Below are 20,873 nucleotides of genomic sequence, written 5' to 3' on the forward strand. Positions count from 1 at the left end.
ACAGGTGGGAAAGGTCTACTTCACTTCTTCCAGTGCCTGGTTCAGCGGCACGTAAAACTCTTTGAACAATGCATCCACCGCCTCTTTGGCCTGGGGCGTGACAAACCCCGCCTCCAGCACCAGCACCTGGTACACACCGCGCTTGATTGCCTCGGCGCTCAAATGCGTGGAATTTTCGTTGGTGGTGCACAAGAAACGCACCCAAGAGGTGAGGATGATCCAGGCATTGAGGGTCAGGGCTTCGGTCTGCACCGGGTTCATATTAAGGATGCCGGCGTCGACAAACCCCTGGTAGATGGCGCCGCCCTGGATCAGGCAACGCTGGGAAAACCGCCGGTAGCCGGTGGCCAGTTCCGGGTCGCTTTCCAGCAAGTGTTCAAGGTCGCGATGCAGGAAGCGGTAGTGCCACATCCCGGCTAATACGGCCTGCAGGTAGAAACGCTTATCCTCCACGACCATTGCACGCCCCTGGGGCGGGCGCAGGAAGCTGTCGACCAACGCTTCATATTCGCGAAACAGCACGGCGATGATCGCTTGCTTGTTGGGGAAGTGGTAGTACAGGTTGCCCGGCGAAATTTCCATATGGGCGGCGATATGGTTGGTGCTGACACTACGCTCGCCCTGCTGGTTAAAAAGCTCCAGGCTGGTTTGCACAATGCGCTCGCTGGTCTTTACTCGTGGTGCCATAGGGGATCAGCTTCTGTACACGTGATCGGGCATCTTACGGCCTATCCTGATTGGGATAAATCCGGATGTTACTGCAATGTTATTTGACAATTTAGAGTAATGACTCTAAAAATCCAGGCAGACCTATAACAATCGGGAACTGCGCCATGTCTGCCAACGTTGCCTACCTCCAGGATTCCCAGGCACTGGACCAACTCCAGGGCTTGTTCGATGCCCAGCGTCGCGCCTATGTGGCCAACCCGATGCCGCCGGCCGCGCAACGCCAGCAATGGCTCAAGGCCCTGCGCGAGTTGCTCAGCGACGAACGTCAGGCGCTGATCAACGCGATCAGCCAGGACTTCAGCCACCGCAGCGCAGACGAAACCCTGTTCGCCGAGCTGATGCCCAGCCTGCATGGTATTCACTACGCCAGTAAACACCTCAAGGGCTGGATGAAACCTTCCCGCCGCGCTGTAGGTATAGCCTTCCAACCCGCGTCAGCCAAAGTTATCTACCAACCGCTGGGCGTGGTCGGGGTGATTGTGCCCTGGAACTACCCGCTGTACCTGGCCATCGGCCCGCTGGTCGGCGCCCTGGCGGCCGGTAACCGGGTAATGCTCAAGCTGAGCGAGTCCACCCCCGCTACCGGCGCGCTGCTCAAGACCCTGCTGGCGAAGATCTTCCCTGAAGACCTGGTGTGTGTGGTGCTGGGCGAGGCCGACGTGGGCATGGCGTTTTCCAGGCTGCGCTTCGACCACCTGCTGTTCACGGGTGCCACCAGCATTGGCAAGCATGTGATGCGCGCCGCAGCCGAACACCTCACGCCGGTGACGCTGGAGCTGGGCGGCAAGTCGCCGGCCATCGTCTCGGCGGATGTGCCGCTCAAGGACGCCGCCGAACGTATCGCGTTCGGCAAGGCCCTGAATGCCGGGCAAACCTGTGTGGCACCGGACTACGTGCTGGTTCCGGAAGATCGCGTCGAGGGTTTTGTCGAGGCTTACAGCCAGGCGATTCGCGGGTTTTATCCGACCTTGGCCGACAACCCGGACTACACCGCCATCATCAACGAGCGGCAATTGGCCCGGCTGAATGCTTACGTAAAGGACGCCACCGACAAGGGGGCCACCCTGATCCCGCTGTACGAGCAGAACCAGGCACGGCGCATGGCCCACAGCCTGCTGTTGAATGTCAGTGACGACATGACCGTGATGCAGGATGAAATCTTCGGCCCTGTGCTGCCGATCGTGCCTTATCGCGGCCTCGACCAAGCGTTTGCCTACATCAACCAACACCCTCGCCCACTGGCCCTGTATTACTTCGGCTACAACAAGCGCGAACAGAACCGCGTGCTCCACGAAACCCACTCCGGTGGCGTGTGCCTGAACGACACCCTGCTGCACGTCGCCCAGGACGACATGCCCTTTGGCGGGATCGGCCCTTCAGGCATGGGCCATTACCATGGCCATGAAGGTTTTCTCACGTTCAGCAAGGCCAAGGGGGTACTGGTGAAACAGCGCCTCAATGCGGCAAAGCTGATCTACCCGCCCTACGGCAAATCGATCCAGAAGTTGATCCAGAAGCTGTTCGTTCGCTGATACCGCCACCCTCGGGATAACAATAACAATGAACCCTAGCCTGACTGATTCACCCGCGCTGTCGCGGCGCGGCGTCTTGAAAATCGGCCTGTGCGCCAGTGCCTTCCTGGCCACCGCCGGGCTGGGCGCCAGCCTCAGCGGCTGCTCCAGCAGCACCCCGGCCAGCGGCTTCGCCATGCTGCGTGCCAGTGATTTGCCATTTCTGCGCGCGGTGATCCCGGTCCTGCTGGAAGGCGTGGCCAGCGCCCAGGAAGTCGCCAACGGGATTGAAGACACGCTGAAAAAGCTCGACTACAGCCTGCAACACCTGTCGCCGGAGATGTTCAAGCTGACCGAGCAGTTGTTCGACGTGCTCGGCATGGGCATCACCCGTGGCCCACTGACCGGCATCTGGGGCAGTTGGGAAAACGCCAGCAGCGAGCAAATCCGCAACTTCCTGCACCGCTGGGAAAACAGCTACCTGAACCTGCTGCGCATGGGCCAGGGCTCGCTGCTCAAGCTGGTGATCATGGCCTGGTACTTCCGACCGGCGTCCTGGGCACATTGCGGTTACCCCGGGCCACCGAAGATCTAGCCGTGTTCTCCGGCGCCCACATTGACGGCAACGTCCTAGCCTTTAACGCATAAAAACAAGAGTGCCCCTCTATGCCCGTACCCGATTTGTTTCGCGACGGCCTGGCCCGTGGCTGGAAAACCCACAACGGCGCCGCCCTGGACAACGACCTGACCCTGGACGCCGACGTCGCAATCATCGGCAGCGGTGCCGGCGGCGGCACCACCGCTGAGATCCTCAGCGCCGCCGGCTACAAAGTGCTGCTGATCGAAGAAGGCCCGCTCAAGACCAGCAGCGATTTCAAGCTGCTCGAAGATGAGGCTTACGCCAGCCTGTACCAAGAGGGCATCGGTCGCATGAGTAAGGATGGCGCCATTACCATCCTGCAAGGCCGGGCAGTGGGCGGCACGACGTTGATCAACTGGACCTCGAGTTTTCGCACCCCGGACGCCACCCTCGCCCACTGGGCCAGCGAATACGCGGTCAGGGGCCACAGCAGTGCCGAGATGGCGCCGTGGTTCGAAAAGATGGAGCAGCGCCTGGGCATCGCACCCTGGGCCATGCCGCCCAACGCCAATAACGATGTGATCCGCAAAGGTTGCGAGAAGCTCGGCTACAGCTGGCATGTGATCCCGCGCAACGTGCGCGGCTGTTTCAACCTGGGGTATTGCGGCATGGGCTGCCCGGTCAATGCCAAGCAGTCGATGCTGGTGACCACCATTCCCTCCACCCTGGAGAAAGGTGGTGAACTGCTCTACCTGGCCCGCGCCGAGCGCCTGAGATACAGCGGCGACACGATCAGCAGCCTGGAATGCGTGGCCATGGACGAACGCTGCGTGGCCCCCACCGGGCGCAAGATCACGGTCAAGGCCAAGCATTACGTACTCGCGGGTGGCGGCATCAATAGTCCGGCGCTGCTGATGCGCTCGAACGCCCCTGACCCGCATTCACGGCTGGGCAAGCGTACGTTTTTGCACTTGGTGAATTTCTCCGCGGGGCTGTTCGGTGAGGTGATCAACCCCTTCTACGGTGCGCCACAGTCGATCTATTCCGACCACTTCCAATGGCAGGACGGCACCACCGGCAAAATGTCCTACAAGCTCGAAGCACCGCCGCTGCACCCGGCGCTGGCCAGCACCCTGCTCGGCGGCTACGGCACCCAGAACGCCCTGGACATGAGCCAGTTGCCCCACACTCACGCCATGCTCGCCTTGCTGCGCGACGGTTTCCATCCCGATAGCCCCGGTGGCAGCGTGGAATTGCGCGGTGACGGTACGCCGGTGCTCGACTATCAGGTGTCGGACTACGCCTGGGACGGCCTGCGCCGCGCCTTCCACAGCATGGCCGAGATCCAGTTCGCGGCAGGTGCCAAGTCGGTCAAGCCGCTGCATCACGATGCGCAGTATGTGAAGACCCTGGCCGAAGCCCGTAGCCTGATCGACGGCCTTAACCTGGAATTGCACCGCACCTGCCTGGGCAGCGCCCATGTGATGGGCGGTTGCGCCATGGGCGAAGACCCGAAAAATGCCGTGGCCGACAGCCTCGGTCGCCATCACCAGCTGCGCAATCTGTCGATCCACGATGGCTCGCTGTTCCCCACGAGCATTGGCGCCAACCCGCAGTTGTCGGTGTATGGATTGACCGCGCAACTGGCGTCGGCATTGGCCGAACGTCTGAAAACAGCATGAAAAAAGCCGGTATTCGGGGTGTCTATAGTGCTTTCTTCTGCATAAGTTGACTTGGCCGACCGGGATGGCTGCGATACCATCCGGTTCCCCAACGGACTCCGCCAGGACGACGCGATGAACCGAGTGTTGTACCCAGGTACCTTCGACCCGATTACCAAAGGCCATGGCGATCTGGTCGAACGTGCCTCACGCTTGTTCGACCACGTGATCATCGCGGTCGCGGCCAGCCCCAAGAAAAACCCGCTGTTTCCCCTGGAACAGCGCGTGGAGCTGGCGCGTGAGGTCACCAAACACCTGCCTAACGTTGAAGTGGTGGGCTTCTCGACGTTGCTGGCGCACTTCGCCAAGGAGCAGAACGCCAATGTGTTCCTGCGCGGCTTGCGTGCGGTGTCGGACTTCGAATACGAATTCCAGCTGGCCAACATGAATCGCCAACTGGCGCCGGACGTGGAAAGCCTGTTCCTCACGCCGTCGGAACGTTATTCGTTCATTTCCTCGACGCTGGTCCGTGAAATCGCCGCATTGGGCGGGGATATCACCAAGTTCGTCCACCCGGCCGTGGCGGATGCACTGACGCTGCGCTTCAAGAAGTAATGCTCTTATTGGCAAGCCGGGTTTGACTGTGGCGAGCGGGCTTGCCACAGCAACAAAGTAGTCTTCTACACGACATGCCGGACGGCCACAGGTCATGTGCACTCGCACTGCGGGCGCCAATGCGGCACAATTGCGCGCATTCGTTTTCAGATGCCTTGGCTGACAGCCCTGGCAGGAGTTTCCATGTCCCTGATCATCACCGACGATTGCATCAACTGCGACGTCTGCGAACCTGAGTGCCCGAACGCTGCGATTTCACAAGGCGAAGAGATCTATGTGATCGACCCCAACCTGTGCACCCAGTGCGTCGGCCACTACGACGAACCCCAGTGCCAGCAGGTGTGCCCGGTGGATTGCATTCCGCTGGATGAGGCACACCCCGAGACTGAAGCGCAGTTGATGGAGAAGTACCGGAAGATTACCGGTAAGGCTTGAGCTTCTTTAGTGCCTGTAAGGACCTCATCGGGGGCAAGCCCCCTCCCACACTTTGATTTGTGAATACCCTCAAAATGTGGGAGAGGGCTTGCCCCCGATAGCGATATCAGCCTTTACACCGCAATCAACTCTGGCACTTGGGGCAAAACACACTCGCCCGTTGCCCCAGCACCACGTTGCGCAATTCGCTCCCACAGACCTTGCACGCCTCGCCACCCCGGCCGTAGACGAACAATTCCTGCTGGAAATACCCCGGCTGCCCGTCACCGCCGATAAAGTCGCGCAACGTGGTGCCGCCACGCTCGATCGCCGCCGCCAGAATGCGCTTGATCTCGATCGCCAGCTTCAAATAACGCCCGCGTGAAATGCCGCCGGCGGCGCGACGCGGATCAATCCCCGCCGCAAACAACGCCTCAGTCGCATAGATATTGCCCACGCCGACCACCACCGCGTTGTCCATGATGAACGGTTTCACCGCCATCGACTTGCCGCGAGACAGTTGAAACAAACGCTCACCGTCGAACAGCTCGGTCAACGGCTCCGGCCCCAGGCGCAGCAGCAGTTCGTGGTTATGCGGGTCCTGGCTCCAGAGCATTGCGCCGAAACGCCGAGGGTCGGTGTAACGCAGGGCCAGGCCGGATTCAAGCTCGATGTCCACATGCTCATGCTTGGCCGCCGGCATGCCGACCTCCACCAAGCGCAGGTTACCGGACATGCCCAGGTGGCTGATCAAGGTGCCCACTTCGGCGTTGATCAACAGGTACTTGGCCCGTCGTTCCACCAGCACGATGCGCTGCCCGGACAGGCGCACATCCAGGTCTTCCGGGATCGGCCAGCGCAGGCGCCGTTCGCGCACCACGACGCGGCTGACCCGCTGGCCTTCCAGGTGCGGCGCGATCCCGCGCCGGGTGGTTTCGACTTCAGGTAACTCGGGCATGTGGACCTCTTGAAGGGGGGATCAGTGCGCGCCCAGCTCGCGGATCGACAGCTTCATGCTTTCGAAGTCGTAGTCCGACAGGCCCACGTAGTCCAGCACCAGGTGGCCAATGGCGTTCCACTCATGGTCCTCCGCCTGGTTGCCCAACACGCGGTAGGACGAGCAGATGTGCTCGGCCATTTTCAGGATCGCCAGCAGGTTTTTCAGCTGCGGATTGCGCGACGACTCATCGCTGAAGATCGCCAGGGCATTGTGGTGGTTGGCGATGGCATCGGTCACATGTTCCGGCAGGCGCCAGGACTTGGCCGTGTAGTAGCCGACCACGGCGTGGTTGGTGTTGAACGCATTGTTCTCGGTGTCGACTACCCGGCAATCGGCGCCGGCGTTGGCGTAGGCCTCTTCGAGCACCGCCATGTAGTCGGGGAAGCGCTTGAGCATCAACGGCACGCCGCAGTCGTGGAACAGGCCCAAGGCATAAGCCTCGTCGACTGCCTGGGAACCGGTGCGCTTGGCCAGGGTCAGGCAGGTCATCGCCACATCCTGGGCGGTGTCCCAAAAACGGTTGAGCGTAACGATGGTGTCGTCGCTCATCTCGCCTTTGATCGACAATGCGTTGATCAGGTTGATGATCGAACGGCTCCCCAACAGGTTAACCGCGCGCTGGATCGAAGCGATCTTGTTGCTCAAGCCGTAATACGACGAGTTGACGATCTTCAACAGCGCACCGGAAAGGCCTGGATCCTGGGAAATCAGCCGCGCAATCACTTCCAGGTCCGGATCGGGCATGTACTGCTCCATCTGCAAATCCACCATGATTTGCGGCTGAGGCGGTACGCTGATGCCTTGCAAGGCCTGTTGGATCTGTTCGGCGGAAAGCTCTGGGGACATAAGTGCATACTCTGGGCTAGGCGGAGATTCTAACCCTTATCCACGGCGCGCCGACACCTTCCCGCACATCCGGCAGCCCGGCCATTTCCTACACAACACGGTATACTCCCGCTCTTTTTTCCGGAGCGACGTCATGTCCCTGCCAAGCCTGCGTCTCAAAGCCAACGCCGATCGTCGTTTGCGCAACGGCCACCTGTGGGTCTACAGCAACGAAATCGACGTGGCCGCCACACCTCTTCACGGCTTCCAGGCAGGCGACCAGGCCATCCTGGAAGCGGCCGGCGGCAAGACCCTGGGCATCGTGGCCATGAGCCCGAACAACCTGATCTGCGCACGCCTGCTGTCGCGTGACATCAAGTTGCCCCTGGACAAATCGCTGCTGGTGCACCGCCTCAACGTCGCCCTGTCCCTGCGCGACCGCCTGTTCGACAAGCCGTTCTACCGCCTGGTCTACGGCGATTCCGACCTGTTGCCAGGCCTGGTGGTCGACCGTTTCGGCGACATCCTGGTGGTACAGATCGCCTCGGCGACCATGGAAGCCCATAAAGAAGACGTGATCGCCGCATTGACCCAAGTGCTCAAGCCGAGCGGCATCCTGTTCAAGAATGACTCCGCCGCGCGCGATGCCGAAGGCCTCAACCGCTACGTCGAGACCGTATTCGGCCTGGTGCCGGAGTGGGTGGCACTGGAAGAAAACGGCGTGAAATTCGAAGCCCCGGTGATCCAGGGCCAGAAAACCGGCTGGTTCTACGACCATCGCATGAACCGCGCGCGCCTGGCGCCGTATGCCAAAGGCAAACGTGTACTCGACCTGTACAGCTACATCGGCGGCTGGGGCGTGCAAGCCGCGGCCTTTGGCGCCAGTGAAGTGTTCTGCGTCGACGCCTCGGCCTTCGCCCTCGACGGCGTCGAGCGCAACGCCGCGCTGAACGGTGTCGCCGAGAAAATGACCTGCATCGAAGGCGACGTCTTCGAAGCCCTGAAGGAACTCAAAGCCAGCGAAGAACGCTTCGACGTGATCGTCGCCGACCCGCCGGCCTTCATCAAACGCAAAAAAGACATGAAAAACGGCGAAGGCGCCTACCGCCGCCTCAACGAGCAAGCCATGCGCCTGCTCAGCAAGGACGGCATCCTCGTCAGCGCCTCATGCTCCATGCACCTGCCGGAAGACGACCTGCAAAACATCCTGCTGACCAGCGCCCGCCACCTGGACCGTAACATCCAGATGCTCGAACGCGGCGGCCAGGGTCCGGATCACCCGGTGCATCCGGCGATTGTCGAGACGCGCTATATCAAGAGCATTACGTGCCGGTTGTTGCCCAATAGCTAAATACCGAAACCGTCCCCCTGTAGGAGCGAGCTTGCTCGCGAAGACCCCATAGACGACGCGGGCTACCTGATAGCGCTGCGTTATCGTTGACGCTTTTCGCGAGCAAGCTCGCTCCTACAGGGGCGGCGTACACCAATACGGGACGCTTCGCACAATAGATTTGATTGAATTCCATCTTTCGCAGACTAGTATCGGTTTCTGGTTTTACTCCGGAAAACAAAAACAATGTCTGGGCCCACCCTCTCCCGCTTTATCCTCATCACCTGCATTTCACTGATCAGCTTCTTCCCTATCAACATCCTACTGCCCTCTTTCCCCGCGCTGGCAACCCGGTTTGACACGCCCAGCGCAGACATCGCGCTGTCCATCAGCCTGTTCACCCTGGTCTTTTCCATCTCTCAACTGGTCACCGGTCCGCTTTCGGATAAATGGGGGCGCAAGAACGTGCTGCTCGGCTGCATCACGTTGTCGATTGTCGGAGCAATAGGCTGCGCACTGGCGTCGAATTACCTGACCTTCCTGCTGTTTCGCGCGGTGCAGGCCATGGGCTGTGGATTCTTTGTATTGGGCCATGCACTGGTGGAAGACCTGTTCGACGAACAGGACCGAGTCCGGGTGCGCCTCTATTACATGACCCTGAGCGGCTCGTTTGTCGCCTTGTCACCGCTGATCGGCTCCTGGCTGCAAACCACCTTCGACTGGCAAGGGAGCTTCTATGCGTTCGCACTCATGGCATTGGGCATGTTTCTCCATGCGTTTTGCATCCTGCCTTCCAAGGCTGCCAGCCCTCACAGCGCGCCCGTCTCGATCCCAGGCACGCTCAAGGCGGTCGCGGCCAATCGCGACTTCCTGCGCTACTGGTGGATCGCCGCCCTGGTGTTTGCCTGCTACTTCGCCTTGATCAGCGTGACACCGCTGATTTTCATGGATGCGCTGAAGCTTTCCGAATATCAGTACGCGCTGGTGCTGATGGTGTACGGCGCGGCTTATCTCCTCGGCGGAGTGGCAGCCTCGTACCTGCAAAAACTTATCGCGCTGTCCCGGCAAATCAATATCGGTCTTGGGTTGTTGCTGGTCGCGGGTGTGCTGCTGGCGCTGATTATCATCTTTGAAGCCATTACCACAGTGACCCTGCTCATTCCGATGATGATCAGCGCACTGGCGGTCACCCTGATTCGTCCCGCCGCAATTTCGGCGGCGATGCTGTTGTTTTCAAGCAGCGCGGGCACAGCAGCATCAGCAGGAAATAGCATCATGTTCTTCACCGCCGCCGTCAGCAGCGCAGCGCTTGCGCAAACCGGCAGTCATTTGCTGATGACGATTGCCGTGAGCTTTATCATCTTCAGCCTGTGGGGTTGGCTGACCAATGCGCGGGTCGGACACTGACACTGTCCCCCTGTAGGAGCGAGCTCGCTCGCGAAAAACTCATAGACGACTCGGGCCATCTGATAGCGCTGCGTTATCGTTGACGTTTTTCGCGAGCAAGCTCCCTCCTACAGGAAGACGGTGTAGAATCGGCCCTATTCATCGCCAGTCATCCCCCGGCGGGTTTATGAGCTCAAGGCCAATGCGCACGGCGATCCCGTCACGTTTGCGGCAACTTCCGGACACCAGTGCCATTTTTCGGGTGTTCCAGACGTCAATAGAAGCTCACTCCCCTTTGATACCGATTAGCCGCCCGGAGTGCTCCAATGCCTGATTACCGCTCGAAAACATCCACCCACGGTCGCAACATGGCCGGCGCCCGCGCGCTGTGGCGGGCCACTGGGATGAAAGATGACGACTTCAAAAAGCCGATCATCGCGATTGCCAACTCGTTCACCCAGTTCGTACCGGGTCACGTGCACCTCAAGGACCTGGGCCAGCTGGTCGCCCGCGAGATCGAACGCGCTGGCGGCGTGGCCAAGGAATTCAACACCATCGCCGTGGACGACGGCATCGCCATGGGCCATGACGGCATGCTGTACTCGCTGCCGAGCCGCGAGATCATCGCCGATTCCGTCGAGTACATGGTCAACGCCCACTGCGCCGACGCCATCGTCTGCATCTCGAACTGCGACAAGATCACCCCCGGCATGCTGATGGCCGCCCTGCGCCTGAATGTGCCGGTGATCTTCGTCTCCGGCGGCCCGATGGAAGCCGGCAAGACCAAGCTGGCCTCCCACGGCCTCGACCTGGTCGACGCCATGGTCATCGCCGCCGATTCCAGCGCTTCTGACGAGAAGGTCGCGGAATACGAGCGCAGCGCCTGCCCGACCTGCGGTTCGTGCTCCGGCATGTTCACCGCCAACTCGATGAACTGCCTGGTGGAAGCCCTGGGCCTGGCCTTGCCGGGCAACGGTTCGACACTGGCCACCCACAGCGACCGCGAGCAACTGTTCCTGCAGGCCGGCCGCACCATCGTCGAGCTGTGCAAGCGTTACTACGGCGAGAACGATGAGTCGGTATTGCCGCGCAATATCGCCAACTTCAAGGCGTTCGAAAACGCCATGACCCTGGACATCGCCATGGGCGGTTCCACCAACACCATCCTGCACTTGCTGGCCGCGGCCCAGGAAGCCGAGATCGATTTCGACCTGCGCGACATCGACCGTCTGTCCCGCCACGTGCCGCAACTGTGCAAGGTCGCGCCGAACATCCAGAAGTACCACATGGAAGACGTGCACCGCGCCGGCGGGATCTTCTCCATCCTGGGCTCCCTGGCCCGTGGCGGCCTGCTGCACACCGACCTGCCGACCGTACACAGCAAGTCCCTCGCCGAAGGCATCGCCAAGTGGGACATCACCCTGACGGACGACGAAGCCGTGCACACCTTCTTCAAGGCCGGCCCGGCGGGTATCCCGACCCAGACCGCGTTCAGCCAGTCGACCCGCTGGGACACCCTCGACGACGACCGTGAAAACGGCTGCATCCGCAGCGTCGAGCACGCCTATTCGAAAGAAGGCGGCCTGGCCGTGCTGTACGGCAACATCGCCCTGGACGGCTGCGTGGTGAAAACCGCCGGCGTGGATGAGTCGATCCACGTGTTCGAAGGCAACGCCAAGATCTTCGAAAGCCAGGACAGCGCCGTACGCGGCATCCTCGCCGACGAAGTCAAGGAAGGCGACATCGTGATCATCCGCTACGAAGGCCCGAAAGGCGGCCCGGGTATGCAGGAGATGCTCTACCCGACGTCCTACCTGAAATCCAAGGGCCTGGGCAAAGCCTGTGCCCTGCTGACCGACGGCCGCTTCTCCGGCGGCACCTCGGGCCTGTCCATCGGCCACGCTTCGCCAGAAGCCGCTGCTGGCGGCGCGATCGGCCTGGTGCAGGATGGCGACAAGGTGCTGATCGACATTCCGAACCGTTCGATCAACCTGTTGATCAGCGACGAAGAACTGGCTGCGCGCCGGGTCGAGCAGGACAAGAAAGGCTGGAAACCGGTGGAGAAGCGTCCGCGCAAAGTCACCACGGCGCTGAAAGCCTATGCCCTGCTGGCCACCAGTGCCGACAAAGGCGCGGTGCGTAACAAGGCGATGCTCGACGGCCTGTAAGCCTCGCGCATAAAAATGCCCCGCCAAGTGCGGGGCATTTTTTTGCCTGGAACAACTCTTCAAAACACTGAAGATCAACTGTGGGAGGGGGCAAGCCCCCTCCCACATTTTTGACCGCATTCGGCCCGTTACTGGATTTCGTCAGGCTTGACGATCACCCAGTTCTTGTCCGCCGTCACCGGCAACCCTTCCTTGGCCTGCGCTGCCGCGTGCTTGGCGATCATGCCGTTGAGCTGGGTCATGTACTTGTCCTTGCGGTTGACCCACAGATGGATGCCGCCCTTGGCCACGTCCACATCGTGGAACAGCATGTAGCCGTCGCTGGTCGGGGTATCGCCACCGACGATCACTGGTTTTTTCCATTCGTCGATGTAGGTCAGGATTGCGGCGTGTTTGCCGGCCATCCAGGTGGCGGGGGTCCACAGGTACGGGGTCAGTTCCAGGCCGAGGTTGGCTTTCTCGTCATATTTACCGGCGCTGATCTGCTTGCGCGCCGTGGTCAGCTCGCCGGTCTTGCGGTCCTTGAGCAAGGTGGTCACGCCGATGACGTTCTCGGGCTTGACGTTATAGCCGTACTTCGGATCGGCGGCGACCATGCGCACCAGCTCTTCCGAGGCAGCGGTCATCACGTACACCTCGATGCCGTTTTCCATCAGTTTGTTGTACAGCTCGGCCTGGCCGGTGAAGACTTTCGGCGGCTGTACTTCGGAGTTCTTCACCACGTCGCCTTCGAAGTAGCTGACCGGTACCGGCTTGCCGGAGGCCATCAACTCATCGACCTGAACCTTGAGCTCCTTGAGGGTAAAACCTGCAAACACTTGGGCGACCCACGGGTAGCAGACCATGTCGTCCACTTCGCAGAGGCGATAGTAGTAACTGAACAGGCTTTCCTTATGGTCGGCGGTGTCTTTGAACGGGATGAGCTTGAGCGACGGGTCGAGCGTGTCGCGGGTGATCAGGCCCTTGTTTTCCATGTAGGGCAGCAGGGACTCTTCGAGGTCGTAGCGATAGCTGGTGTTGTCCATGTCGAACACCGCAAAGTTACCTTTGTTGGCATTGGCGGCGATCATTTCGTCCAGTTGCTTGGCGGCGGGTGCCGGCCAGTGTTTCAACTCGGTGGCGGCGAACGCCTGGCTGGCGAGGCCTAGGCAGAATGCGGCGGATACCAGTAGTTTCGGTACGAGCTTCATAGGCGTTGTCTCCCTGAGTGAAAGACATCGACGCTAACAAATCTCTGTGACAGTTACCGCCCGAGCACGACCGCATCCATCGCGATTGCGCCAATGGCATGTGCCTGAGCGTCAAACGCTTATTCCAAAAACGACAGACGCCATTCCATATCGGTATTAAATCATTATATTTCAAGCTGTTAGGCTTCCCGGTTCGCAATCGCAGGCTCACGCGATTGGCTGCCTTCTCAACGGAGCTTCAATGAATCTGCCCCTGATTCTCAACTTACTGGTGTTCGTGGCCTTGCTATTGGGCCTGGCACAAACCCGTCGCACCCACTGGAGCCTCGCCAAGAAGGTTCTGTTCGCCCTGGTACTGGGCGTGGCGTTCGGTGTGGCCCTGCACGCCATTTATGGCGCCGGCAACCCGGTGCTCAAGGCCTCCATCGGCTGGTTCGACCTGGTCGGCAATGGTTATGTGCAGTTGCTGCAGATGATCGTGATCCCGCTGGTGTTCGCCTCGATCCTCAGTGCCGTGGCGCGCCTGCATAACGCCGCGTCCCTGGGCAAGATCAGCTTCCTGACCATCGGCACGCTGCTGTTCACCACGGCGATTGCAGCCCTGATCGGCATCGGCCTGACCAACCTGTTCGGCCTCACCGCCGAAGGCCTGGTGGCCGGCACCCAGGAAATGGCGCGCCTGCAAGTCATCCAGAGCGATTACGCGGGCAAGGTCGCCGACCTGAATATCCCGCAGTTGCTGCTCTCATTCGTGCCGGCCAACCCGTTCGCCGACCTGGCGCGGGCCAAGCCGACGTCGATCATCAGTGTGGTGATCTTCGCCGCATTCCTAGGGGTTGCCGCGCTGCAACTGCTCAAGGATGACGTGGAGAAAGGCCAGAAAGTGCTCAACGCCATCGACACCCTGCAAGCCTGGGTGATGCGCCTGGTGCGCCTGGTGATGAAGCTGACGCCCTACGGTGTATTGGCGCTGATGACCAAGGTGGTCGCCAGCTCCAACCTGCAAGACATCATCAAGCTCGGCAGTTTTGTCGTGGTCTCGTACCTGGCCCTGGGGCTGATGTTCGTGGTGCATGGCCTGCTGCTGTCGCTGGCCGGGATCAACCCGCTGCGCTTCTTCCGCAAGGTGTGGCCGGTGCTGACCTTTGCCTTTACCAGCCGCTCCAGCGCGGCGGCGATCCCGCTGAGCATCGAAGCGCAGACCCGTCGCCTGGGGATCCCGCACTCCATCGCCGGTTTCGCCGCCTCGTTCGGCGCCACCATCGGCCAGAACGGCTGCGCCGGCCTGTACCCTGCCATGTTGGCGGTGATGGTCGCGCCGACCGTGGGCATCAACCCGCTGGACCCGCTGTGGATCGCGACCCTGGTGGCCATTGTGACCTTAAGCTCGGCCGGTGTGGCGGGCGTGGGTGGCGGTGCGACATTCGCCGCACTGATCGTATTGCCAGCCATGGGCTTGCCGGTGTCACTGGTGGCGCTGCTGATTTCCGTGGAGCCGCTGATCGACATGGGCCGCACGGCGTTGAACGTGAATGGTTCGATGACAGCGGGGGCGATTACCAGCCAGATCATGCAGCAGACGGATAAAGCGTTGTTGGATGCCGATGAGCATGCCGAATTAGCGCAGGCTTGATAGACCGCCATCGGGGGCAAGCCTCCCACAGTTGATCGAGTTCCAACATGAGAATGCGGTCGAATGTGGGAGGGGGCTTGCCCCCGATGCTTTTAGACTTTTTCCCAGACTTCGAAGGTGTAAGCCGGCTTATCACCTTCGGCTGGGTTCGGCAGATTGGAGACCAACGTCCACTGGTTCGTATCAAACTCCGGAAACCACGCATCCCCATCCGGGCTCAACGCCACCCGCGTCAAATACAGGCGATCCGCCTGCGCCAGCCCCTGCTCATACAGCTGCGCGCCGCCGATCAGCATCAGCTCATCCACGCCCTGCTCCAGCGCCCAGGCCTCAGCCCGCGCCACGGCGGCATCGAGTGACGGAAAAACTTCCGCACCTTCAAGCACCAGATCGGTCTGACGACTGACCACAATGTTCAAGCGCCCCGGCAGCGGTCGGCCCAGGGAATCCCAGGTCTTGCGCCCCATGATGATCGGCTTGCCCAGGGTGGTGGCCTTGAAATATTTGAAATCCCCCGGCAAATGCCAGGGCATGCTGTTGTCGACGCCGATCACACGGTTTTCACCGAGGGCTGCGATCAGGCTTAAAGGGAGAGTTTTTTTCATGGCGACGAGAATACCAGAGCAGCACGCCGCGTACCCCAACCAGGTGCACAGCGGTTATGCTCCAGGCTCACGAACACAACAGGACGGCGCGTGACTGCACTGACCCCCCTGCACACACTCTGGCTGACGGAAACCGTGCGCCTGCGTGAAGAACACGCCGGCCCCTTGGAAGACCTCGAAGCCAACCGCCTGGCCCGCACGGCCGGCGGCGATCTGCCGACGCGCATCCAGCAGCGCGCTCTGCACCTGGCCGAGCGCGATGGCCTGACGGCCGCCCTTGCTCGCTGGCTGCAAGGTGCGCGCCTGGCGCTGCTGCTGCTGGCAATAGTCGCAGTGATCAGCGGTGCCGGCCTGGCCTTTGCCGCGCTGGGTAACGGCTTGATCCCGGTGAACGTATTCTGGGCCCTGGGCAGCCTGCTCGGCTTAAACCTGATCCTGTTAATCAGCTGGGCTTTGGGCCTGCTGTTTGCCGGCGAACACAGCGCCAGCCTTGGGCGACTGTGGTTGTGGCTCAGCGAAAAGCTCGCCCGTGACGCCAAGGCCGCACAACTGGCGCCAGCGCTTTTACTGCTGCTGCAACGACAGAAACTCAATCGCTGGGCGGTCGGTGTGCTGGTCAACAGCCTGTGGGTGTTGGCGCTGCTCAGTGCCCTAGTGATTCTGCTGACGCTGCTCGCTACCCGCCGCTACGGCTTTGTGTGGGAAACCACCATTCTGGGCGCCGATACCTTTGTCGCCGTCACCCAGGCCCTCGGCACCCTGCCCTCCCTGCTGGGCTTCAATGTGCCAACCGTCGACATGATCCGCGCCAGCGGCGATTCCGCGCTGAATATCGAAAGCGCCCGCCAAGCCTGGGCCGCCTGGCTGGTGGGCGTGCTGCTGGTCTATGGCTTGATGCCCCGCTTGATCCTCGCCCTGCTGTGCCTGTGGCGCTGGAAACGCGGGCGCGCCGCCCTGCGCCTGGACCTCAACCTGCCCGGCTACAGCCAGTTGCGCGAACGCCTGATGCCGAGCAGCGAGCGCCTTGGGGTCAACGATGCCGCGCCCGAACAGCTGCACCACGTCAGCGGCGGCGTCAGTGAATTGGAAAGCGATGGCGCGCTGCTGGTGGCCATCGAGCTGGACGACCAGCACCCCTGGCCGCCCAAGCTGCCCTCCAGCGTCAAGAACGCCGGCATCCTCGACAGCCGCGAATCGCGCAACAAGCTGCTGGAACAACTCGCCCGCTTTCCACCTGCGCGCCTGGCCATCGCCTGCGATCCACGCCGCTCGCCGGACCGCGGCAGCCTGGCGCTGATCGCCGAGCTGGCACGCAGCGCCAGCGCTACCCGGGTGTGGCTGCTGCAAGCCCCGCCCGGCCAGGCGCTGGATGCCGAGCGCCTGGGCGACTGGCACGCCGCGCTGCAACAGCTTGAACTACCGTTCGCCGATTGCGCGCCGCTGAACTGGCTGGAGACCGGTCATGACTAAACCGCTGAAACTCGCCGTGGTCGGCCACACCAACGTCGGCAAGACCTCCCTGCTGCGCACGCTGACCCGTGACGTCGGCTTCGGCGAAGTCTCCCATCGCCCCAGCACCACACGCCATGTCGAAGGCGCGCGTTTGTCGGTGGATGGCGAAGCCTTGCTGGAGCTTTACGACACCCCCGGCCTGGAAGATGCCATCGCCCTGCTCGACTACCTGGAGCGCCTGGAACGCCCCGGCGAACGCCTGGACGGCCCTGCACGCCTGGTGCGGTTTCTGGACGGCAGCGAAGCGCGCCAGCGGTTCGAACAGGAAGCCAAGGTGCTGCGCCAGTTGCTCGCCTCCGACGCCGGCCTGTATGTGATCGACGCCCGCGAGCCGGTGCTGGCCAAGTATCGCGATGAACTGCAAGTGCTGGCCAGTTGCGGCAAACCGCTGCTGCCCGTACTCAACTTTGTCAGCAGCAACGACCACCGCGAGCCGGACTGGCGCGAAGCCCTGGCCCGCCTAGGCCTGCATGCGCTGGTGCGCTTTGACAGCGTGGCGCCGCCGGAAGACGGCGAACGGCGCTTGTATGAAAGCCTTGCCCTGCTGCTGGAAAACGCGCGGCCGCAACTGGAAAGGCTGATTCTCGATCAACACGCCCAACGCCAGGCTCGTCAGCAAAGCGCTGCGCGGTTGATTGCCGAATTGCTGATCGACTGCGCCGCTTGCCGCCGCAGCGTGGTCACCGAAGACGAACAGCAAGCCATCGGTGACCTGCGCAAAGCGGTGCGCCAGCGCGAACAAAAATGCGTGGAAGCCCTGCTCAAACTATTCGGCTTCCGCCCCCAGGATGCCGCCGCCAGCGACCTGCCCTTGCTCGACGGCCGCTGGGGTGATGACCTGTTCAACCCGGAAACCCTCAAGCAACTCGGCGTGCGCGTCGGAGGTGGCATCGCCGCAGGCGCTGCCGCGGGTGCCGGTGTGGACCTGCTGGTCGGTGGCCTGACGCTTGGCGCCGCCGCCCTGGCCGGCGCGATTGCCGGCGGCGCACTGCAAACCGCGCGCAGCTATGGCAGCCGACTGCTGGGCAAAATCAAAGGCCAGCGTGAGCTGACCGTCGACGATAGCGTGCTGCGCCTGCTCGCCCTGCGCCAACGCCAGTTGCTCAAGGCCCTTAACCTGCGCGGTCATGCGGCGATGCACAGCATCAAGGTCGACACGCCGCAGGACAAGACCTGGCGTGAAGGCAAGCTGCCGGAAGCCTTGCACAAGGCCCGCGCTCACCCGCAATGGTCGTCCCTCAACCCAAACGCCAAATTGAGCCAGGCCGAGCGTCAGGAGCAGGTCGAAGCCCTGGCCGCCCGACTCGATGAAGCCTGACCGGCTTATTGACGCGCGTACCACTCAAAGCCCAGAAAGGTCGTGCATAACGTGCGGATCAGCTCTTTATCGACCTTGTCCGCAATACCGTCGCGGTCGATGTCACTGTTGGTAAACGATTCCAGCACCCCGTCGCCATCGCCGTCATAGGCCGCCGCCTTGTAGATCAGCGAACCCTTGCACTGCGACGCCGTGCGCTCTTGGAATTCCAGCTTGACCGCGTTGGGCGTGCCGGCCTTGGCGTAATGATCGACGTACAGCGTCAACGTGCGCTGCCAGTGGCTGCGCCGATTGAACCAGTTCAACTTCAAAAAGCAGTCGGCGAAAGTGTCCACCCGCTGTTTTTCCAGCCGACAGGGGCGGGTGACCGGGTTCAGATCGTCCGCCCATTGCAGGTCGACCCGACCGTCCGCGCTCATGTCCACGGCGAAGATCTCGTGGATCAGTTCATCGGGACGGCCAGCCTGCTGCTCATAGAAGTGCAGGATGACGGTGTCTGCCCGACCGTTGCCGCTCATGTCCTGGGCCGTCACTTTTAAGTAGCGCATCAGCGTTGCTCCTTGGATTGAAGAAGCAAGCCACCTTAGTGATCCGACCTCAGGGGCTCTAGGCGGCGCATCTGCATTTGGCGTAAGGCCAATCTACGCAGCCAGTAGCCGCGCGGCCTTGGCCTTGAGTAGCTGCAGGTCGAGCACCGGCACCTGCGCTTGCTTGGCCTGTTCGTCCCAGTGGCGCAGACGCAGACTGATCGCGTAGAGCGGGTCTTGCTCGAACGCCCGCGCTTCGTCAGGCGTCATTGCCCCGCCTTGATACGCCAGCGTGCGGCGGCTGGCTTCGCTCAACCGGGCGTAGTAGTCCGGCTGGCTGAAGGTCAGGTAGCGCTTGGCCTCGACGTGATATTCCACCAGCCGCGCCAGGCGCTCGCTGAAACCGACGCGGCGCAGGTAATCGGCGCCCAGCCGCTCATGGCTGGCCACGCCATAACCGCCCATGTTCTCGCCGCCCTGGCCGCAGAGATGGCCGATATCGTGGAAGAACGCCGCCAACACCACTTCATCATCAAAGCCCTCGGCCATGGCCAACTGAGCGGCTTGGGACATGTGCTCGATCTGCGACACCGGCTCGCCGATGTAATCCGCCGCGCCGTGCTGCTCGTACAAGCCAAACACCTCGGCGATTGCCTGTTCCGGGTTCATCATGCCGCCCCCCACAACGCACTGATATTTCGCTCGGCCATCGCCGGCCCCACGCTCATGCCTACACCGGTGTGCATCAACGCCGCGCTCACCCCTGGAGCAGCACGCAGGAATGAAAACGGTCCCGGCCCGCGCGAGCCATAGACACCCTGCCAGCGCTCCACCACCTGAATCCTGCACCCCAAGGTGTGCTCGGCCAGCTCAACCAACCAGTTATCCACGTGTTCGGCGTTGAACGGCGACGGATCGCTGCCGTAATCATGGGAATCGCCGATGATCAGCTCACCATGGAGCGTCGGGCTGATCAGCAGGTGGATGCCGTGTTCGTGCAGGTACGGTGCCTCCCGCAGGATCTGCGCCTGTACCGCCGCCGCTTCCGGCAAGTCGGCAAACGCACCGTAGTGCACGCAACTGAGGCCGGTGAGCAAGGCGTGTTGCAGGTTAAGGTTGAGTGCAGGCCGGGCGCGCAGCATTTGCAGCCGGCAGATCTGCGGGTTGAGTTCGGCGATGGCCTCGGCCAGCAGGGTTTGGTAGTCATGGCCGGAACACACGATGATCTGCTCGCCACGAAAGCTGCCGGCCGTGCTGTGCAACTGGCCCGGTTCCACATCGCGCACCAGGGTGGAAAAGTGAAACTCCACCTTCAGTTCACGGCGAAGGTAGTTGATCAGCGCCGGGATCGCTTCGCGCGAATACAGTTGCTGGTCGTCCTTGCCATGCAGCGCGGCGCGGTGATGGCGGAACTGGCCGCCGTACAGGTCCTTCATTGCCGCGCCTTGCAGCAGTTCGACGTGATAGCCGTGCTCCTGCGCGCGGCCGGCACAGAAGGCTTCCAGCAAATGTTCTTCCGCTTCGGTTCGCGCGAACAGGTAAGAACCATTGCGCTTGAGTTGCAGGCTGGCGAGTTGTGCCCATTGGTCCCAGATCGCGCGGCTCTCCCGAGCCAGGTCGAGCATCGGCCCCGGTGGTTGGCCAGTGACCAGCGCCTGGCCAAAGTTGCGCACGGAGGCGCCCAGCGGGGTGGCGCTGCGCTCGAATACCCTGACCTTGAGCCCGCGCCTGGCAGCGGCGTAGGCGTGGGACAGGCCGAGGATGCCGGCGCCGACGATCAGCAGGTCGCTGTGGTGTGTCATTGAGTGATGTCCTGTTTTCAAGACCGCTATCGGGGGCTTGCCCCCGATGAGGCCAGTAGCCCTAACG

General features: G+C 61.8%; 19 protein-coding genes. 11 read left to right on the forward strand and 8 right to left on the reverse strand.

Going from position 1 to position 20,873, the window contains the following annotated elements; genetic code table 11:
• Window positions 1-15 precede the first annotated feature (15 nt).
• Window positions 16-687, reverse strand: a complete 672-nt coding sequence (locus tag AB7933_RS31640; protein ID WP_024077925.1) for a TetR/AcrR family transcriptional regulator — start codon at window positions 685-687, stop codon at window positions 16-18.
• 146 nt (window positions 688-833) lie between these two features.
• Here AB7933_RS31640 and AB7933_RS31645 point away from each other — a divergent pair, with 146 nt between their 5' ends.
• From AB7933_RS31645 to AB7933_RS31665, 5 genes are all read left to right on the forward strand, one after another.
• A complete protein-coding gene (locus AB7933_RS31645; RefSeq protein WP_024077926.1) occupies window positions 834-2,261 on the forward strand; it encodes a coniferyl aldehyde dehydrogenase in 1,428 nt (475 codons plus the stop codon).
• Window positions 2,262-2,289: 28 nt separating this feature from the next.
• Window positions 2,290-2,835 carry a hypothetical protein gene (locus tag AB7933_RS31650; protein ID WP_024077927.1) on the forward strand — a complete coding sequence of 182 codons (546 nt, stop codon included), beginning with the start codon at window positions 2,290-2,292 and terminating at the stop codon, window positions 2,833-2,835.
• A 71-nt stretch (window positions 2,836-2,906) separates the two neighbouring features.
• A complete protein-coding gene (locus AB7933_RS31655) occupies window positions 2,907-4,502 on the forward strand; it encodes a GMC family oxidoreductase (RefSeq protein WP_024077928.1) in 1,596 nt (531 codons plus the stop codon).
• A 114-nt stretch (window positions 4,503-4,616) separates the two neighbouring features.
• A complete protein-coding gene (coaD, locus tag AB7933_RS31660) occupies window positions 4,617-5,096 on the forward strand; it encodes a pantetheine-phosphate adenylyltransferase (RefSeq protein WP_003176711.1) in 480 nt (159 codons plus the stop codon).
• A gap of 183 nt (window positions 5,097-5,279) precedes the next feature.
• Entirely contained in the window at window positions 5,280-5,531 is a 252-nt protein-coding gene (locus tag AB7933_RS31665) for a YfhL family 4Fe-4S dicluster ferredoxin (RefSeq protein ID WP_010564414.1), read from the forward strand.
• A 124-nt stretch (window positions 5,532-5,655) separates the two neighbouring features.
• Here the strand turns inward: AB7933_RS31665 and mutM are convergent, their stop codons facing one another.
• Both mutM and AB7933_RS31675 read right to left on the reverse strand, forming a co-directional pair.
• Window positions 5,656-6,468 carry a bifunctional DNA-formamidopyrimidine glycosylase/DNA-(apurinic or apyrimidinic site) lyase gene (gene mutM, locus AB7933_RS31670; RefSeq protein WP_024077929.1) on the reverse strand — a complete coding sequence of 271 codons (813 nt, stop codon included), beginning with the start codon at window positions 6,466-6,468 and terminating at the stop codon, window positions 5,656-5,658.
• 21 nt (window positions 6,469-6,489) lie between these two features.
• Window positions 6,490-7,356, reverse strand: a complete 867-nt coding sequence (locus AB7933_RS31675; RefSeq protein WP_024077930.1) for an HDOD domain-containing protein — start codon at window positions 7,354-7,356, stop codon at window positions 6,490-6,492.
• A gap of 133 nt (window positions 7,357-7,489) precedes the next feature.
• Here AB7933_RS31675 and AB7933_RS31680 point away from each other — a divergent pair, with 133 nt between their 5' ends.
• The 3 genes from AB7933_RS31680 (at window position 7,490) to ilvD (ending at window position 12,219) form a co-directional block, all read left to right on the forward strand.
• Window positions 7,490-8,686, forward strand: coding sequence for a class I SAM-dependent rRNA methyltransferase (locus AB7933_RS31680; protein ID WP_015886370.1), 1,197 nt, complete (start codon window positions 7,490-7,492; stop codon window positions 8,684-8,686).
• Between the two features lie 225 nt (window positions 8,687-8,911).
• Window positions 8,912-10,072: an MFS transporter gene (locus AB7933_RS31685; protein WP_024077931.1), complete on the forward strand. Its 1,161-nt coding sequence runs from the start codon at window positions 8,912-8,914 to the stop codon at window positions 10,070-10,072.
• A 305-nt stretch (window positions 10,073-10,377) separates the two neighbouring features.
• Complete coding sequence (gene ilvD / locus AB7933_RS31690) at window positions 10,378-12,219, forward strand: dihydroxy-acid dehydratase (protein WP_024077932.1); 1,842 nt, start codon at window positions 10,378-10,380, stop codon at window positions 12,217-12,219.
• 128 nt (window positions 12,220-12,347) lie between these two features.
• Here the strand turns inward: ilvD and AB7933_RS31695 are convergent, their stop codons facing one another.
• Window positions 12,348-13,409, reverse strand: a complete 1,062-nt coding sequence (locus AB7933_RS31695; RefSeq protein ID WP_024077933.1) for a hypothetical protein — start codon at window positions 13,407-13,409, stop codon at window positions 12,348-12,350.
• Window positions 13,410-13,650: 241 nt separating this feature from the next.
• Here AB7933_RS31695 and AB7933_RS31700 point away from each other — a divergent pair, with 241 nt between their 5' ends.
• Window positions 13,651-15,042 carry an L-cystine transporter gene (locus AB7933_RS31700; RefSeq protein ID WP_024077934.1) on the forward strand — a complete coding sequence of 464 codons (1,392 nt, stop codon included), beginning with the start codon at window positions 13,651-13,653 and terminating at the stop codon, window positions 15,040-15,042.
• 92 nt (window positions 15,043-15,134) lie between these two features.
• On the opposite strand, the gene AB7933_RS31705 is transcribed toward AB7933_RS31700, so the two are convergent.
• Window positions 15,135-15,647 (reverse strand): dihydrofolate reductase, encoded by a 513-nt coding sequence (locus AB7933_RS31705; RefSeq protein WP_024077935.1) that lies wholly within the window; start codon window positions 15,645-15,647, stop codon window positions 15,135-15,137.
• Between the two features lie 90 nt (window positions 15,648-15,737).
• Here AB7933_RS31705 and AB7933_RS31710 point away from each other — a divergent pair, with 90 nt between their 5' ends.
• Window positions 15,738-17,117, forward strand: coding sequence for a DUF2868 domain-containing protein (locus tag AB7933_RS31710; RefSeq protein WP_024077936.1), 1,380 nt, complete (start codon window positions 15,738-15,740; stop codon window positions 17,115-17,117).
• Window positions 17,110-18,477, forward strand: coding sequence for a DUF3482 domain-containing protein (locus AB7933_RS31715; RefSeq protein WP_024077937.1), 1,368 nt, complete (start codon window positions 17,110-17,112; stop codon window positions 18,475-18,477). Before AB7933_RS31710 ends, AB7933_RS31715 begins: the two co-directional genes overlap by 8 nt.
• A 5-nt stretch (window positions 18,478-18,482) precedes the next feature.
• Here the strand turns inward: AB7933_RS31715 and AB7933_RS31720 are convergent, their stop codons facing one another.
• The 3 genes from AB7933_RS31720 to AB7933_RS31730 form a co-directional block, all read right to left on the reverse strand.
• Complete coding sequence (locus AB7933_RS31720) at window positions 18,483-19,025, reverse strand: hypothetical protein (protein ID WP_024077938.1); 543 nt, start codon at window positions 19,023-19,025, stop codon at window positions 18,483-18,485.
• Window positions 19,026-19,118: 93 nt separating this feature from the next.
• Window positions 19,119-19,673 (reverse strand): phosphonate degradation HD-domain oxygenase, encoded by a 555-nt coding sequence (locus AB7933_RS31725; protein ID WP_041161315.1) that lies wholly within the window; start codon window positions 19,671-19,673, stop codon window positions 19,119-19,121.
• On the reverse strand, window positions 19,673-20,806 hold the full coding sequence (locus AB7933_RS31730) for a TIGR03364 family FAD-dependent oxidoreductase (RefSeq protein ID WP_024077940.1): 1,134 nt from the start codon (window positions 20,804-20,806) through the stop codon (window positions 19,673-19,675). The genes AB7933_RS31725 and AB7933_RS31730 overlap by 1 nt, the downstream gene beginning before the upstream one ends.
• Window positions 20,807-20,873 lie beyond the last annotated feature (67 nt).

The sequence above is a fragment of the Pseudomonas gorinensis genome, assembly GCF_042015035.1.
GTDB lineage: Bacteria > Pseudomonadota > Gammaproteobacteria > Pseudomonadales > Pseudomonadaceae > Aquipseudomonas > Aquipseudomonas gorinensis.